Origin of the sequence: Pseudonocardia hydrocarbonoxydans (genome assembly GCF_006539565.1) — a bacterium.
Classification (GTDB): Bacteria; Actinomycetota; Actinomycetes; order Mycobacteriales; family Pseudonocardiaceae; genus Pseudonocardia; species Pseudonocardia hydrocarbonoxydans.
Genome location: NZ_BJNG01000042.1, coordinates 1 through 15841, shown reverse-complemented (window position 1 = coordinate 15841; position 15841 = coordinate 1). Strand labels below are relative to the sequence as shown.

At 74.5% G+C, this 15841-nt stretch carries 15 protein-coding genes; 4 read left to right on the top strand and 11 right to left on the bottom strand.

Annotation, left to right across the window (positions count from 1 at the left end; genetic code table 11):
- Window positions 1-17: 17 nt before the first annotated feature.
- The 10 genes from PHY01_RS22605 to PHY01_RS22560 all read right to left on the bottom strand — a co-directional run bounded on the left by PHY01_RS22605 (window position 18) and on the right by PHY01_RS22560 (window position 11007).
- Window positions 18-2489 (bottom strand): NADH-quinone oxidoreductase subunit G, encoded by a 2472-nt coding sequence (locus tag PHY01_RS22605; RefSeq protein ID WP_141281656.1) that lies wholly within the window; start codon window positions 2487-2489, stop codon window positions 18-20.
- Window positions 2490-2526: 37 nt separating this feature from the next.
- A complete protein-coding gene (gene nuoF, locus PHY01_RS22600; RefSeq protein ID WP_141281654.1) occupies window positions 2527-3828 on the bottom strand; it encodes an NADH-quinone oxidoreductase subunit NuoF in 1302 nt (433 codons plus the stop codon).
- Window positions 3825-4616, bottom strand: a complete 792-nt coding sequence (gene nuoE, locus PHY01_RS22595; RefSeq protein ID WP_141281652.1) for an NADH-quinone oxidoreductase subunit NuoE — start codon at window positions 4614-4616, stop codon at window positions 3825-3827. Before nuoE ends, nuoF begins: the two co-directional genes overlap by 4 nt.
- Complete coding sequence (locus PHY01_RS22590) at window positions 4613-5923, bottom strand: NADH-quinone oxidoreductase subunit D (RefSeq protein WP_141281650.1); 1311 nt, start codon at window positions 5921-5923, stop codon at window positions 4613-4615. Before PHY01_RS22590 ends, nuoE begins: the two co-directional genes overlap by 4 nt.
- Entirely contained in the window at window positions 5920-6789 is an 870-nt protein-coding gene (locus PHY01_RS22585; protein WP_246086085.1) for an NADH-quinone oxidoreductase subunit C, read from the bottom strand. Before PHY01_RS22585 ends, PHY01_RS22590 begins: the two co-directional genes overlap by 4 nt.
- A gap of 2 nt (window positions 6790-6791) precedes the next feature.
- Window positions 6792-7391, bottom strand: coding sequence for a NuoB/complex I 20 kDa subunit family protein (locus PHY01_RS22580; protein ID WP_141281648.1), 600 nt, complete (start codon window positions 7389-7391; stop codon window positions 6792-6794).
- Window position 7392: 1 nt separating this feature from the next.
- Window positions 7393-7758, bottom strand: coding sequence for an NADH-quinone oxidoreductase subunit A (locus tag PHY01_RS22575; protein ID WP_141281646.1), 366 nt, complete (start codon window positions 7756-7758; stop codon window positions 7393-7395).
- A 257-nt stretch (window positions 7759-8015) separates the two neighbouring features.
- Window positions 8016-8708 carry a demethylmenaquinone methyltransferase gene (locus PHY01_RS22570; RefSeq protein ID WP_141281644.1) on the bottom strand — a complete coding sequence of 231 codons (693 nt, stop codon included), beginning with the start codon at window positions 8706-8708 and terminating at the stop codon, window positions 8016-8018.
- Window positions 8709-8735: 27 nt separating this feature from the next.
- The gene (locus tag PHY01_RS22565) at window positions 8736-9839 is read right to left on the bottom strand and encodes a glycosyltransferase (protein WP_141281642.1); all 1104 of its coding nucleotides are present in this window, start codon (window positions 9837-9839) and stop codon (window positions 8736-8738) included.
- 4 nt (window positions 9840-9843) lie between these two features.
- The gene (locus tag PHY01_RS22560) at window positions 9844-11007 is read right to left on the bottom strand and encodes a glycosyltransferase family 4 protein (protein ID WP_141281640.1); all 1164 of its coding nucleotides are present in this window, start codon (window positions 11005-11007) and stop codon (window positions 9844-9846) included.
- 165 nt (window positions 11008-11172) lie between these two features.
- Between PHY01_RS22560 and PHY01_RS22555 the strand changes: the two genes are divergently transcribed.
- The 3 genes from PHY01_RS22555 to PHY01_RS22545 all read left to right on the top strand — a co-directional run bounded on the left by PHY01_RS22555 (window position 11173) and on the right by PHY01_RS22545 (window position 14022).
- Window positions 11173-11988: an inositol monophosphatase family protein gene (locus tag PHY01_RS22555; protein WP_141281638.1), complete on the top strand. Its 816-nt coding sequence runs from the start codon at window positions 11173-11175 to the stop codon at window positions 11986-11988.
- Window positions 11989-12190: 202 nt separating this feature from the next.
- A complete protein-coding gene (locus tag PHY01_RS22550; protein WP_218030290.1) occupies window positions 12191-13033 on the top strand; it encodes a DMT family transporter in 843 nt (280 codons plus the stop codon).
- A 38-nt stretch (window positions 13034-13071) separates the two neighbouring features.
- Window positions 13072-14022, top strand: coding sequence for an endonuclease/exonuclease/phosphatase family protein (locus tag PHY01_RS22545; protein WP_170183938.1), 951 nt, complete (start codon window positions 13072-13074; stop codon window positions 14020-14022).
- Window positions 14023-14029: 7 nt separating this feature from the next.
- Here the strand turns inward: PHY01_RS22545 and PHY01_RS22540 are convergent, their stop codons facing one another.
- Window positions 14030-14506 (bottom strand): DUF3592 domain-containing protein, encoded by a 477-nt coding sequence (locus PHY01_RS22540; RefSeq protein WP_141281632.1) that lies wholly within the window; start codon window positions 14504-14506, stop codon window positions 14030-14032.
- A 129-nt stretch (window positions 14507-14635) separates the two neighbouring features.
- Here PHY01_RS22540 and PHY01_RS22535 point away from each other — a divergent pair.
- Window positions 14636-15841: isochorismate synthase (locus tag PHY01_RS22535; protein WP_246086084.1), on the top strand; the 1206-nt coding region annotated here is incomplete at its 3' end.

Here is a 15841-nt window from a genome sequence, read left to right as displayed (position 1 = left end):
CTGGGCCAGCCAGGTGTTCACGCGGTCACCTCCACCAGGTCGCCGTGCCCCGCGCCGAGCAGCGCCCGGACGCGGGAGTCACCGGAGTTGCCCGGCAGCCACACGACGCCGTCCGGCAGGTCGGTCAGCGCCACCGGCAGCGTGATCATGCCGCGGGCGGTGCGGACGGTCGCCGGGGCGCCCTCGGTGAGCCCGAGGCGTTCCGCGGTGGCCGCGTTGACCCGCACCAGGGCGGGCCGGGCCGTACCGGCGAGGGCAGGCTCGTCGACCGAGAGGCTGGCGTGGTCGACCAGCTGGCGCCAGGTGGCCAGCACCGCCTGGCCGGGCGAGGCCGGGCGGCGGGGCTCCCCGGCCGGCACGGCAGGGGCCGCGGGCGCGGCACCGGTGCGGGCACCGAGCCGCTCCAGCTCGCCCGCGGCGGCGGCCGGGGTCTGGGTGAACAGGTCGACGTCCATCTCGACGGCCAGGGTGTCGAGCACCCGGCAGTCCGGCAGCACGCCGCTGGCGTCCAGGGCCGGCTCGAACGGGCGCCTGCGGCCCTCCCAGTTGACGTAGCTGCCCGCGCGGTGCGCGTCGGGCGCCACCGGGAGCACGACGTCGGCCAGCTCGGTGACCGCGGAGGTGTGCATCTCCAGGCTCACCAGGAAGCCGACCTCGCGCAGCGCGGTGATCGCCGCGGCCGGGTCGGCCAGGTCGTAGGGGTCGACCCCGCCGACGACGAGCGCGGCGAGCTCGCCGTCGGCCGCGGCCGTCAGGATCTCGGCGGTGCCGCGGCCCGGGAGCGAGGGCAGCGAGCCCGACGGGAGCTGCCACAGCGCCTCGACCTCGGCCCGGGCGCGGGCGTCGCCGACCGGACGGCCACCGGGCAGCAGGGTCGGGACCGCGCCGGCCTCGAGCGCGCCGCGGTCACCCGCCCGGCGGGGCACCCAGCCGACGACGGCGCCGGTGCGGGCGGCCAGCGCCGACACCGCGGAGTACAGGCCCGGCACCTCGGCGGCCCGCTCGCCGACGAGGACCACGCCGCCGCCGCCCAGACCTCCACCACGCAGCGCGTCGACGACGTGGGAGGGCAGGGCGGCCAGGACCGCGGCCTCGGCGCCCGGCACGGCCGGGATCAGGTTGTCCTTGGCCGCGGGCGACGCCGCCCCGGTGCCGCGCGAGGTGCGCTCCACCGCGGGGGTCGTCCACTGGCCCAGGTGGAAGACCTGCTGGCCGTGCTTGCGCACCGCCTTGTGCAGGCGCAGGAAGACCAGCGGGGCCTCCTCCTCCGGCTCCAGCGCCACGCACAGGACCGCGGGGGCGGCCTCCAGACGCGTGTAGCTCAGGACCTCCGGGCCCTGGCCGACGACGTGGCCCGCGAGGAAGTCGAGCTCCTCGGCCGAGTGCGGCCGGGCACGGAAGTCGACGTCGTTGGTGCCGGCGGCGACCCGGGCGAACTTGGCGTAGGCGTAGGCGTCCTCGACGGTGAGCCGGCCCCCGGCCAGCACCCCGATGCCGCCCTCCTTCGCCGCCGCCAGGCCCTGCGCGGCCACCGCGAGCGCGTCGGTCCACGACGTCTCGGCGAGCACGCCGTCGGCGCCGCGGACCATCGGGCGGGTGATTCGCCCGGCGGAGGACAGGTAGCGGAACGCGAACCGGGTGCGGTCGTCGATCCACTCCTCGTTGACCTCGGGGTCGTTGCCCGCCAGGCGGCGCAGCACCGTGCCGCGGCGGGTGTCGACGCGGATCGCGCCGCCGCCGGAGTCGTGCTCGCCCACCCCGGGCGTCGATCTCAGGTCGAACGGCCGGGACCGGAACCGGTAGGCGGCGCTGGTGAGCGCGCCGACCGGGCAGATCTGGATGGTGTTGCCGGAGAAGTAGCTCTGGAACGGCTTGTCGTCGGCCACCCCGACCTGCTGCTCCGCGCCGCGCTCGAGCAGCTCGATGAACGGGTCGCCGGCGATCTCCTCGGAGAACCGGGTGCAGCGCTGGCAGAGCACGCAGCGCTCGCGGTCCAGCAGCACCTGCGAGGAGATCGGGAGCGGCTTGGGGAACGTCCGCTTGGTCTCGGTGAACCGCGAGTCGGTGCGCCCGGAGGTCATCGCCTGGTTCTGCAGGGGGCACTCGCCGCCCTTGTCGCAGATCGGGCAGTCCAGCGGGTGGTTGATGAGCAGCAGCTCCATCACCCCGGCCTGGGCCTTCTCGGCCACCGGCGAGGTGTGCTGGGTCTTCACGACCATGCCGTCGGCGACGGTCATCGTGCAGCTGGCCTGCGGCTTGGGCATCGGGCGCCCGCCCATCTCCACCTCGACCAGGCACTGGCGGCAGGCGCCCGCCGGGTCGAGCAGGGGGTGGTCGCAGAAGCGCGGCACGATGATCCCGAGCCGCTCGCAGGTACGGATCAGCAGTTCGCCCTTGGGGGCGTCGATCACGCGGCCGTCGATCGTGAGCCGCACGTGCCCCTCGGGCACGGGGTCGGTGTCGGTGGACGCGTCCTGAGCGAGCGTCACGCCCGTCCCCCCGTCATCTCGGTGCTGTGGTGCGTCGTCATGCCATGGCTCCGGCGGGCTCCGGCGCCGCGACCGGCTGGGCGGCGCACAGGTCCAGGAACTCCTGGCGGAAGTACTTGATCGCGCTGGTGATCGGGCTCGTCGCGCCGTCGCCCAGTGCGCAGAAGCTGCGGCCCAGGATGTTGTCGCAGATGTCGAGCATCGTCTCGACGTCGCTCGGGGTGCCCTCGCCGGCCACCATGCGCTCCAGGATCTGCACGAGCCAGTAGGTGCCCTCGCGGCACGGGGTGCACTTGCCGCAGGACTCGTGCTTGTAGAACTCGGTCCACTTCATGACCGCCCACGGCACCGACACGGTCTCGTTGAAGACCTGCACCGCCGTCGTCCCGAGCATGGAGCCCGCGGCCGCCGCCCCCTCGAAGTCCAGCGGCACGTCGAGGTGCTCCGCGGTGAACAGCGGGGTGGACGAGCCGCCCGGCGTCCAGAACTTCAGCGGGATCCCGCCCTTCATCCCCCCGGCCAGCTCGAGCAGCTGGCGCAGGGTGATGCCGAGCGGGGCCTCGTACTGGCCGGGCCGCTCGACGTGGCCGGACACCGAGTAGATCTTCGGGCCGGGGCTCTTCTCGGTGCCCATCGACCGGAACCACTCGGACCCGCCCTGCACGATCGCCGGAACCGAGGCGATGGTCTCCACGTTGTTCACCACGGTGGGCGAGGCGTAGAGGCCCGACGTGGCCGGGAACGGGGGCTTGAGCCGCGGCTGGCCGCGGCGGCCCTCCAGGGAGTCGAGCAGGGCCGTCTCCTCGCCGCAGATGTACGCGCCGGCCCCGGCGTGCACCACGATGTCGAGGTCGAAGCCCGAGCCGAGGATGTCCTTGCCCAGGTAGCCCTTCGCGTACGCCTCGTCGACGGCGTGGCGCACCCGGCGGATCGGGTGCAGCGCCTCGCCGCGGATGTAGATCGCGCAGAAGTTCGCGCGGATCGCGAAGCTGGTGATGATGCAGCCCTCGATGAGCGAGTGCGGGTCGGCCATCATCGTCGGGATGTCCTTGCAGGTGCCCGGCTCGCCCTCGTCGGCGTTGATCACCAGGTACTTGGGCTTGGCGCCCGGGCCGTCGGGCCCCTGCGGGATGAAGCCCCACTTCATGCCCGTGGGGAAGCCCGCGCCGCCACGGCCGCGCAGGCCGGAGTCCTTGACGAGCTGGATCAGCTGGTCGGGGTGGGCGGTCAGCGCGGTGCGCAGGGCCTGGTAGCCCTCCAGCTGCTCGTAGGTGTCGATCGACCACGAGCGCGGCGACTGCCAGCGGCGCGTCAGCACCGGCGTGAGCATGTCCGTCATTTCTTCTCCGGCAACGTCGGGAAGGCGGGCGGGGTGTCGGGCATCGACGGGGCGCTCCAGCCGCGGTCGGTGGCCAGCCGGGCCCCGCGCATGGTCTCGACGGCGCTGGAGGCACCCTCGACGGTGGTGGGCAGGTCGGTGAAGACCCCGGCCAGCTCCAGCTCCACGGAGCGGAAGTCGGTGAGCGCGGCGCCGCGCGTGGGGTGCGGCTTCTCGCCGCGCTGCAGCGCGTCGACCAATTCCTCGGCCGAGGAGACGGTCTGGTTGTCGAAGAACTCGTAGTTGACCTGCACCACCGGTGCGAGGTCGCACGCGGCCAGGCACTCGGCGTGCTCCAGGGTGATCGAGCCGGGGCTGCCGGGCTCCCCCGCGGTCTCCTCGTGGCCGATGCCGAGCTTCGCCTTGAGCCGGGCGTAGATGTCGTCGCCGCCGAGCACCGCGCACAGCGTGTTGGTGCAGACGCTGACCAGGTGTTCGCCGCAGGGCGTGCGCTTGTACATCGTGTAGAACGTCGCGACCGCGGCCACCTCGGCGGTGGTCAGCTCCAGCGCCTCGGCGCAGTAGCGGATGCCGTCCTGGCTGACGTGGCCCTCGACCGACTGCACGAGGTGCAGCAACGGCAGCAGCGCCGACCGCGACTGCGGGTACTGCGCGACGATCTCCTTGGTGCGCTGCCGGGTGAGCTCGTCGAACACCGGGCTCACCGGCGACTGCGGCGCCGGCCCGTCCCAGACACGCTCCTGCGGAGCGGCCACCGGGCCGTTCGTCTCGGGGTTGGGTGTCGTCACCGGTCCACGCCTCCCATGACGGGGTCGATCGACGCGACGGCCGCGATGACGTCGGCGACCATGCCGCCCTCGCTCATCGCCGGCATCGTCTGCAGGTTCACGAAGCTGGGCTCGCGCACGTGCACGCGCACCGGGCGGGTGCCGCCGTCGGAGACCAGGTGGAAGCCCAGCTCCCCGCGCGGCGACTCGACGGCGGTGTAGACCTGCCCGGCCGGGACGTGGAAGCCCTCGGTGACCAGCTTGAAGTGGTGGATCAGCGACTCCATCGACTGACCCATGATCTTGCGGACGTGCTCGAGGGTGTTGCCCATCCCGTCGGAGCCGACGGAGAGCTGCGCGGGCCAGGCGACCTTGCGGTCCTCCACCATCACCGGCCCGGGCTCCATCTTCGCCACGGCCTGCTCGACGATCTTGAGCGACTCGTGCATCTCCTGCACGCGCAGCCGGTAGCGGGCGTAGCAGTCGGCCTCGGTGGCCACGGGGACCTCGAAGTCGTACTCCTCGTAGCCGCAGTACGGCTCGACCTTGCGCAGGTCCCAGGGCAGACCCGCACTGCGGAGGATGGGCCCGGTGGCGCCGAGGGCCAGGCAGCCGTCGAGCGGGAGGTAGCCGACGTTCTCCAGGCGCTGGCGCCAGATCGGCTGGCCGGTGAGGAGCTTGTCGTAGTCGGGCAGCCGCGAGCGCATGAGGGCCACGAACTCGGTGACCTTCTCCTCCCAGCCGTCCGGGAAGTCCTGCGCGAGCCCGCCGGGGCGGACGTAGGCGTGGTTCATCCGCAGGCCGGTGAGGAACTCCAGCAGGTGCAGGACCTCCTCGCGCTCGCGGAACCCGGCCGTCATGCCGGTGAGCGCGCCCAGCTCCATGCCCCCGGTGGCCAGGCACACCAGGTGCGAACCGATCCGGTTGAGCTCCATGAGCAGCACGCGCGCGACGGTGGCGCGGCGCGGCACCTCGATGCCGAGCAGCTTCTCGACGGCCAGGCAGTAGCCGACCTCGTTGAAGATCGGTGCGAGGTAGTCCATGCGCGTCACGAACGTGACGCCCTGGGTCCAGGTGCGGTACTCGCAGTTCTTCTCGATGCCGGTGTGCAGGTAGCCGATCACCGAGCGGGCCTGGGTGACGGTCTCGCCCTCCAGCTCCAGCACCAGCCGCAGCACCCCGTGCGTCGACGGGTGCTGCGGGCCCATGTTGATGACGATGCGGTCGTCGTGGTCCTCGTCGAGGAGGGTGTCCCAGTCGCCACCGGTGACGGTGTAGACGGACCCCTCGGTCGTGATGCGCTCCTCGGCGGGGGTGGGTGTGGTCACGAGTACGACCGCCTCTCGTCGGGCGGTGGGATCTCCGCGCCCTTGTACTCGACGGGGATGCCGCCGAGGGGATAGTCCTTGCGCTGGGGGTGGCCCTCCCAGTCGTCGGGCATGAGGATCCGGGTCAGCGCCGGGTGCCCGTCGAAGATGACGCCGAACATGTCCCAGCACTCCCGCTCGTGCCAGTCGGCCGTCGGGTAGACCTCGACGACGCTGGGCACGTGCGGGTGGTCCACGTCGAGCGCGACCTCCAGCCGGATCCGGCGGCGGTAGGTCATCGACGTCAGGTGGTAGACGACGTGCAGCCGCTGCCGCACCCCCTCGCCGTAGTCGACGCCGGAGATGGAGCTGCAGAGCTCGAAGCGCAGGCCCTCGTCGTCGCGCAGGGTCCGGCACAGGTCCAGGACGCGCTCGGGCTGCACGTAGAAGGTGATCTCGCCGCGGTCGACGGTGATCTGCTGCACGGCACCGTGCGGGACGTCGCGCTCGGCCAGCGCCTCGGCGAAGTCGTCGGCGAACTCGTCGAACCAGCCGCCGAAGGGACGCTCGGCCGGGGCCGGGGCGTAGCCGGGCAGGCGCAGGCCGCCGAAGCCGGAGGTGTCGCCGGTGCCGGAGACCCCGAACATGCCCTCGCGGGCGCGCGCGGGCGGCGCCTGCCGGGTGCCGCCCTCGGCGGTCACGCCGGTGCGGTCGACGTCGGCGCCCTCGGCGTCGCGGCCCGCCTGCTCGGTCTCGCCCGCGGCCGGGGCGGTGCCGCCCGCCGCACGCTGGGCGTCGCGGTCGGCGCCGCTCTCCTCGGCGGAGGACTGGGCGCCGCCCGTCGGCTCGGCGCTCTCCTTGGAGGTGCCGGTCGTGTCGTCGGCCATCGTCACTCGCCTCCGGCGGTCACGGTCGGGGCCGTCTTCGGCGCCGACTTCTTCGCCTTGGGCGCGTACTTCACCGAGGACGGGATCATCGGGGTCCGGCGACCGCTCTCGGCCAGCTCCGCGGCGCGCTTGGCGCCCAGCGGCTCGTCCATGATCTTGGCGTGGATCTTGAGGATCGCGTCCATCAGCATCTCCGGCCGCGGCGGGCAGCCGGGCAGGTACATGTCGACGGGCACGACGTGGTCGACGCCCTGGACGATCGCGTAGTTGTTGAACATGCCGCCGGAGCTGGCGCACACGCCCATGGCGAGCACCCAGCGGGGCTCGGGCATCTGGTCGTAGATCTGGCGCAGGACCGGGGCCATCTTGTTGCTCACCCGGCCGGCGACGATCATCAGGTCGGCCTGGCGCGGCGAGGCGCGGAAGACCTCCATGCCGAACCGCGCGAGGTCGTAGCGCGGGGCGCCGGTCGTCATCATCTCGATCGCGCAGCACGCCAACCCGAAGGTGGCGGGCCACAGCGAGGACTTGCGGGTCCAGTTGACCAGCTTCTCGACGCTGGTCAGCAGGACGCCGCTGGGCAGGTTCTCTTCGAGACCCATGTCAGTTCCACTCCAGTCCGCCGCGGCGCCACTCGTAGACGTAGGCGAACGCGATGGTCGCTATGTAGAGCACGATCGCGACCAGGCCGAACAGGCCCAGCGAGTCGGACACGACCGCGTACGGGTAGAGGAAGACCAGCTCGATGTCGAACAGGATGAACAGCATCGCGGTGAGGTAATAGGCGACCGGCATGCGGCCACCGCCCACCACCGGCTGGGGCGACGGCTCGATGCCGCACTCGTAGGCGTCGAGCTTGGCGCGGTTGTAGCGCCGCGGGCCGATGTAGGGCGCGGACACCACGGAGAACAGGGCGAACGCACCGGCCAGCGCGAACATCAGCACCAGCGGGAGATACGGATCGAGCATCCTGCGCAGTCCTCGCCGTCGACGGATCACATTCCGGGCGCGACCCTAGGTCGCGGCGGCCCTCCCGGCCGAAGCCAGGTGAGCCTTACTCGCACTCCGTGCGGGCCTGGTCACCGTCGTGGTCGTCGATCCCGACGCCCGCTGCGTGTGGTGGTCCGCATGGGGTCTTGCGACTCCTTGTGAAGATATTCACGAAGTCGGGAGGAGTCTAGACAGGGTCGCCCGAACCCGCGCGTCCGGTTCGGGCGCGATCGCGGTCAGGCGTAGCTGCGGCGGGCGCGGTGCAGGGCGACGGCGCCGAAGGTGAGGTCGCGCCAGGCCACCTCTCCCCAGCCCGCCCGCGCGATCCGGTCGGCCAGCTCCGGCTGCGGTGACCAGTCCCGGATCGACTCGCCCAGGTAGCGGTAGGCCTCGGCGTTGCTCGACACCCGCGAGGCGATCGCGGGCAGCACCGTCTCCAGGCCCGCGTAGTAGGCGGCGCGGAACGGGGCCCAGGTGGGCGTGCCGAACTCGCAGACGACCAGCCGACCGCCGGGGCGGGTGACGCGGGCCAGCTCCCGCAGGGCCCGGTCGGTGTCGGCGACGTTGCGCAGGCCGAACGAGATCGTCACGGCGTCGAAGGCGCCGTCGGCGAACGGGAGGTGCAGCGCGTCGGCGGCGACCTTGGGCACGCTGCGGCCCTCGCCGGCGCGCAGCATGCCGAGGGAGAAGTCGGCGGCCACGCACCAGGCGCCGGAGCGCTCCAGCTCCACGGTGGAGACCGCGGTGCCCGCGGCGAGGTCGAGCACCTTCTCCCCCGGCCGCAGCCCCAGCGCCTGCCGGGTCAGGCGGCGCCAGCGGCGGTCCTGCCCCGCGGTGAGGACGGTGTTGGTCACGTCGTAGCGCCGGGCGACGCCGTCGAACATGGCGGCGACGTCGCGGGGGTCCTTGTCGAGGTCGGCGCGGCTCACCGGTCCGACGGTACCCGCCGCGGCGGATCACCCGGCACGCAGCGTGGCCAGCATCGAGTCGACGGACGCGGGCCACCCGAACCGCTCGGCGCGGGCGCGCGCGGCGCCGCGGCGCAGCGCCTCGTCGGCGGCCAGGACCGTGGCGACGCCCGAGGCGAACGCGGCGGGCGAGTCGGCCACCGCGGCGCCGGTGCCGACGATCTCGGGCAGCGCCGAGGACGCCGACACCACCACCGGGGTGCCGCTGGCCAGCGCCTCCAGCGCGGACAGGCCGAACGTCTCGTGCGGGCCCGGGGCCAGCGACACGTCCGCCGAGGCGAGCAGCCGCGCCAGGCGGGCGCGGTCGGGGACGAAGCCCAGGAACGTCACGGGCAGCCCGGCGGCGCGGCGTTCCAGCATCGGGCGGCGCGGCCCGTCCCCGGCGACGACGAGCCGCACCCGCAGGCCGGCGGCCCGCAGCGCGGCGGTGGTGTCGATGCTGCGCTCGGGGTGCTTCTCCGGGGACAGCCGCCCGCAGTGCACCAGCACGACGTCGGCGCCGCGGGCCAGCGACGCGCGCAGCACCGGGTCGTGGTGGCGCGGCGAGAACGTCTCCAGGTCGACGCCGAGCGGCACCCGCACGACGTTGCGCGCCCCGATCCGTTCGAACTCCGCCGCGGCGAACGTCGTGGTGCACACGACGCTGTCGTAGGCGGCGGCCATCCGCGCGTTCGCGGCGTCGGCCAGGCGGCGGGCGGCGGGCCCGGGCAGCAGGAACTGGGCAAGCAGCCGGTCGAGCCGCTCGTGGGAGACGACGACGGCCGGAACGCCGCGCCGGGACGCCCAGGCGCCGAGCCCGCGCAGGGTGAGCCGGTCCGACACCTCGATCGCGTCGGGCCCGAGCCGCTCCAGCAGCCGCTGCACCCGCCACGGGTCGACGGCGCGGTAGCCGCCGGTGCCCGGCAGCCGCGGCGCCGCGACCGTCACGCGGCGGGTCCCGCCGGGCAGCCGGTCGTCGGCGGGGCGTGGGCCGGGGACGACGAGCACCACCTCGTGCCCGCGGGCCGCGTAGCCCGCACCGAGGTGGGTCAGCGCGGTGCGCAGCCCGCCGGAGCGGGGGCCGTAGAAGTTGGCGAGCTGGACGATGCGCACCGGGTCAGGCGGCGGCCCGCGGTTCCGCCGCGAGCCCGATCACCTCGGCGTAGTGGGCGAGCAGCTCGTCGCACACCGTCGACCAGGTGCGGCGCAGCACCGACCGGCGGGCCGCCTGCCCGAACCGGCGGCGCAGGGCGTCGTCGTCGGTGAGCACCCGCACCGCGGCGCGCAGCCGGGCGTCGGCGGAGCGGGCGGCGGGGTCGTCGGGGTCGGCCTGGTCGGGGCGCGGCGGGACGAGGTAGCCGGTGCGGCCGGGCAGCACCAGGTCGCGCGGGCCGCCCGCGTCCGGCGCCACCACCGGCAGGCCCGAGGCGAGCGCCTCCTGCACCGCCTGGCAGAACGTCTCCGACGGCCCGGTGTGCACGAACACGTCGAGCGAGGCGTAGATGCGGGCCAGCTCGTCGCCGCCGCGGAAGCCGAGGAACGCCGCACCCGGCAGCGCGGCGCGCAGCCGCTCCTCGCTGGGCCCCGCCCCGACCACGACCAGCCGCGTGCCGGGCAGCCCGTCGAGCGCCACGAGCCGCTCCACCTGCTTCTCCGGGGCGAGGCGCCCGACGTAGCCGATCAGCAGCTCGTCGCCGGGCGCGAGCTCGGCGCGGATGCCGGCGTCCCGCTTGGACGGGGTGAACCGGCAGGTGTCGACGCCGCGCGCCCACTGGTGCACCCGCGGCACGCCGCGCGCCCGCAGCGCCTCGGTCGCCCAGCTCGACGGGGCCAGCGTGCGGTCGGCCTGCCCGTGCAGCCGGCAGGTCCAGCGCCACGCGGCCCGGGCCGTCAGCCCGAGGCCGTAGGAGGAGGCGAAGCCGGCGACGTCGGTCTGGTAGACCGCGACGGTCGGGATCCCCAGGCGGCGCGCGGCGTGCAGCCCGCGGTAGCCGACGACGAACGGGGCCGCGAGGTGCACCACGTCGGGGCGGAACTCCCGCAGCGCCGTGAGGATCCGCCGGCTGGGGACCCCCACCGGCATGGAGGTGACGACGGGCAGGTCCAGCGAGGGCACCCGGACGACCGGCGCGCCGCGGTACTCGGTGGGGCCGTCGGTGCCCGGTGCCACCACCAGGACGTCGTGGCCCGCGGCGGTGAGGTGTTCCACCACCCGCAGGACCGAGTTGGTGACGCCGTTGACGACGGGCAGGAAGCACTCGGACACGATCGCGACTCGCACCGGCCGAACCTCTCCCACCCACGGGCCGGGTTGCCGTCGTCGGCCTGACCACCTGCCGAACTCACGGCCAACATCGGGAACCGCCGCCACAGTTGGCCCGGTGATGGGCGACACGACACCCGGCCGTTCCACACCCGACACCGGGCGCGGTGACCCTCGGCCCACATGAGCCTCCAGCACGAGACCCGCCGCCTCCCGCCCGCGGACCCGGGGCTGCTCTCGCGCGCGCTGGAGGTGGCGGGGCGGCTGGCCAACGACGCGGCCGAGGTCATCACCGCCACGGCCGGGCGCGACCGCCTCACCGACACCGTGAAGGCCCACCCCTTCGACTGGGTCACCGACACCGACCGCACCCTGGAGCGGCACACTCGCCGCGTGCTGGCCGCGGAGTTCCCGCAGGTGCCGGTGCTGGGCGAGGAGTACGGCGCCGACGAGGGCGTGCACTCGGCGCCGCTGCGCTGGGTCGTCGACCCGGTCGACGGCACCGCCAACTACGTCTCCGGGTTCCCGTGGTGCGCCTACAGCCTCGCCCTCGTCGACGCCCACGGGCCGGTCGTCGGGGTGATCGCCGACCCCAGCCGGGCCCAGATCTACGCCGCCGCCCGCGGCCGCGGGGTGCGCGCCAACGGGGTGCCGGTGCGGATCGCGCCGCGGCCCGTCGTCGGGGGGCTGGTGTGCGCGGAGCTGTCGCTGGAGCGCGCGCCCGGGTTCACCGCCCGGGCCGCCGCCGCCCACACCGGCGTCCGCGTGCTCGGGTCGGCGGCGCTGGCCATCACCCAGGTCGCGCTCGGGCACGCCGTCGCCGCGGTGCTCGACCGCTACCGCGAATGGGACGTCGCCGGGGCGCTGTGCCTGGCCGCGGAGGCGGGCGCGGTCGTCGTCGACGCGCGGGGCAACCCCGACCCGCTCCCGTCCGAGGACCTGGTCGTCGCCGTGCCCGGGGCGCTCGACGCGGTTCTGTCCTGGTGGCACGCGCCCTGATCCGCGACCCGGGGGACGGGGTAGAGGGGACTCGCGGGCCGGGTTCGGGGGACTCGCGGACGCAGAACGGGGGACTCGCGGGGTGGGGAGTGGCGCTGCTCGCTCACGGTGGTGGGGGGCGGGGTGGGCCACCTAGGGTCGGTCCATCGCCACCACCCCGGGCACCCGCGACGGCGCGGCCCTCCTCGTCCGTGCCACCCCGGTGCTGTTCGTCCTCATCTGGGCCACCGGCTTCGTCGTCGCCAAGTACGCCGCACCCCACGCCGAGCCGCTGAGCTTCCTGCTGGTCCGCTACGCGGGCGTCATCGTGCTGATGGTGGTGCTCGCGCTGGTCGCGCGGGCCCGCTGGCCGCGCGGACGGGCCGTGCTGCACATCGCCGTCGCGGGCGTCGGGATCCACGCGGGGTACCTCGGCGGGGTCTGGGCCGCGGTCGCCGCGGGCATGCCGGCCGGGGTCGCGGCGCTCGTCGTCAACTTGCAGCCGGTGCTCACCGCCGCCGTCGCCGGCCTGACCGGCGCGCGGCTCGGGCGCCTGCAGGTGGCCGGGCTGGTGCTGGGCTTCCTGGGGGTGGTGCTGGTCGTGTCCAGCAACCTGACGACCGCCGGCATCACCGCGACGACGCTCGGGCTCACCACGCTCGCCCTGCTCGCGATCACCGCGGGCACGCTCTACCAGAAGCGGTACTGCCCGGAGTTCGACCTGCGCACCGGCCAGGTCGTGCAGTTCGTCGCCTCGATCCTGGTGACACTGCCGTTCGTGCTGGCCTTCGAGTCGTTCCGGCTCGACTGGACCCCGGAGCTCGTCGGCGCGCTGCTGTGGTCGGTGCTGGTGCTCACCGGGGGTGGGGTCTCGCTGCTCTACCTCATGCTGCGGCGCGGGGCCGCGGCGCAGGTGACCAGCTACTTCTACCTCGTCCCCGGCATCACCGCGCTCATCGCGCTGGTCGCGTTCGGCGAGACGCTCGGCCCGTTCGCGGTGGCCGGGATGGTCGTCGCGGTGCTGGGGGTGGCGCTGGCGACGCGGCCGGGCGGCCGGCGTGGATAAGCTCGCGCGTCGGTTCCCCACCCGTCCCCGAGGTGTACGTGTCCGCTCGTCGCGCCATTGTCACCGTCGTCCTGATCGGGCTGCCCGCGGTCCTACTGCTGCCCGACCTGGTCGGGCTCGACGCCGTCACGCCGTTCGCCCAGCTCACCGCGTTCCGCCCGGCGTCGACCGCGGGCGTTGTCGTCCTCGTGCTGCTCGTCGCGGTCGCGCTGCGTCCACCACAGTGGGTGACGGCGTCGCTGCTGGTCGCCCCCGTGGTGGCGCTGGCGCTGGTCGTCCCGCGGGCGGTCGGGGACCCCGCACCGCCGGGCGACCGGGACCTGGTGGTGCTGACCCTCAACGCCTACGACGGGCGTGCCGACCCCGCGGCGGTCGCCGGCCTGGTCCGGGAGCGCCGGCCCGACCTCGTCACGCTGATCGAGGCCGGCACCCGCTTCGCCGACGCGGTGCAGGCCGGGCTGCCCGGGGCGGGGTACCGGTCGTTCACCGCGACCGGCGACAGCGACCAGGACGTCGACGCCGTCACCGTGCTCGTCGCGCCGGGGGTGGGTCCGGTGCGGGTCACCGAGGGCCGGGGGACCCTGTTCCCGTACCTCGAGGTCACCGGCGGCGAGCTCGGGGAGCTCCGCTACGTCGCGTACCACGGAGCCGCGCCGGTGCCCGCGCTCGTCCCGGCGTGGCAGCGCGACCTGGAGCTGGTGGGCCCGTGGTGCGACGGGTCGTCCGCGGTGGTCGTGACCGGCGATTTCAACGCCACGCTCGACCACTCGTTGCTGCGCGGGCGGCTCGGCTCCTGCGCGGACGCCGCCGCGCAGACCGGTGACGGCCTGGTCGGGACGTGGCCGTCGCGGATCCCGGCGTACCTCGGCGCGCAGATCGACCGGGTCCTCTACCCCGCGGACCGGATGCGGGCCGTGAGCACCGACGTCGTCGACCTGCCGGGCAGCGACCACCGCGCCGTCGTGGCCCGGCTGACCCGACCCGGGTGAACCCGGCTCACCCCGGGTCCGCGGCCGCCCGCCTGCGCCGCAGCCACAGCGCCAGCGGCCCCAGCACCACCCAGGTCGCGACGACGCCGAGCACCGTCGACCCGATCCCGTCGACGGTCCGGCGCCCGGCCACGCGCACCAGCTCCGGCTCGGTGACGTCGTACTCGACGGCCACCTGCTCGCCCGGCGAGAGCCCGCGGGGGTGGAAGACCCCCTGCTCGGGGACGACCGTCTGCCCGTTCGCGACGGTGAACCGCACCAGCGTGCGGAAGAAGGTGGAGCCGTCGAGCACCTCGGCCTGGGCCGTGGCCGGGTTGGCGTCGATGGCCGCGTCGTCGACGGCCGAGCCGATCAGGGCCAGCCCCGCCAGCACCGTCACCAGCACCGCGAGGGCCGTGACCAGCTCGGGGAGGCGCCTGCGGACGAACCGCACGGTGGGCGCGACGGTGGCCGCCACCTCGTCGAGCGCGCTGGGTTCGGCCACGGCGACGGAGTCTAGACGCCCTCGCCGCGGCCACTGTGGCCAGCGACTCCCCGGGGCGGACGAGCGTCGGCGCCGCCCGCCTCTTACGCTCGAAACGTGACGATCGCTCCGCTACCGACCGGTGTGCGCGTGCGAACCAGGCCCGTCGACGACCTCGGCGGCCTGTTGGAGCTGCTCCCCGACGCCCGCACACCCAAGTCCTGGGTGCGCGGCGAGGACGGTCTGGTCGGCTGGGGCGAGGTCGCCCGCTGGAGCGGCACGGGCCCCGACCGCTTCGCCGACGCCGACGAGTGGTGGCGCTGCTTCGTCGACGGCGTGCAGGTGCTCGACGAGGTCGGCGAGCCCGGCACCGGGCCCGTCGCGTTCGCCAGCTTCACCTTCAGCGACGAGTCGCCGGGCTCGGTCGTCGTCGTCCCCCGGGTGCTCGTCGGCCGGCGCGGCGGCCGGTCGTGGATCACCGAGTTCTCCCACGGCGACGGCCCGTCGGTGGTGCACGCGGTCGACCCGGTGCGCCCCAGCGGCACCCTGCGCTACTCCGACGGCCTGCTGCCCGTCGCGCGCTACCGCGCGGCCGTCGTCGAGGCCGTGCGCCGGATGCGGGCGGGCGAGCTGGACAAGGCGGCACTGGCCCACGACCTCATCGCCCTCGCCGACGACCCGCTCGACCCCCGACACCTGCTGGGCGGGCTCGCCCGGCGCTACCCGACGTGCTGGTCGTTCGCGGTGGAGGGGCTCGTCGGCGCCACGCCGGAGCTGCTGGTCCGGCGCACCGGCGACGTCGTCGAGTCCCGCGTGCTGGCCGGCACGATGTGGGCCACGTCCCCGGGCCGGGGCTCGCTGGGCGACCGGCTGATGGGATCGGCCAAGGACCGCCACGAGCACGCCCTCGCCGTCGACTCGCTCACCTCGGCGCTCGAACCCCTCTGCGCCTCGCTCGACGCCCCCGCCGTCCCCGACGTGCTGACGCTGCACAACGTCTCGCACCTCGCGAGCGACGTCCGCGGCCGGCTCGACCCGCTCGGACCCGCCTCGCTGCTGCGCCTGGCCGAGGCCGTCCACCCGACGGCGGCCGTCGGCGGCACCCCCCGCAAGATCGCGGTCGAGCTGATCACCGAGCTGGAGGCCATGGACCGCGGCCGCTACGCCGGGCCGGTCGGCTGGGTCGACTCCCGCGGCGACGGCGAGCTCGGCATCGCCCTGCGCTGCGCCCAGCTCGACGGCCCCACCGCCCGCCTGTTCGCCGGGTGCGGGATCGTCGCGGACTCCGATCCCGACACCGAGGTGCGCGAGGCCGCCGCGAAGCTGGTGGCCGTGCGCGACGCGCTCGAGGGCGAC

Bases quoted from the DNA above. Each gene is read 5' to 3' on its own strand.
- nuoF (WP_141281654.1), bottom strand. From the start codon at position 3,828: ATGACGGACATGCTCACGCCGGTGCTGACGCGCCGCTGGCAGTCGCCG.
- PHY01_RS22585 (WP_246086085.1), bottom strand. From the start codon at position 6,789: ATGGCCGACGACACGACCGGCACCTCCAAGGAGAGCGCCGAGCCGACG.
- PHY01_RS22580 (WP_141281648.1), bottom strand. From the start codon at position 7,391: ATGGGTCTCGAAGAGAACCTGCCCAGCGGCGTCCTGCTGACCAGCGTC.
- PHY01_RS22575 (WP_141281646.1), bottom strand. From the start codon at position 7,758: ATGCTCGATCCGTATCTCCCGCTGGTGCTGATGTTCGCGCTGGCCGGT.
- PHY01_RS22555 (WP_141281638.1), top strand. From the start codon at position 11,173: ATGAGCCTCCAGCACGAGACCCGCCGCCTCCCGCCCGCGGACCCGGGG.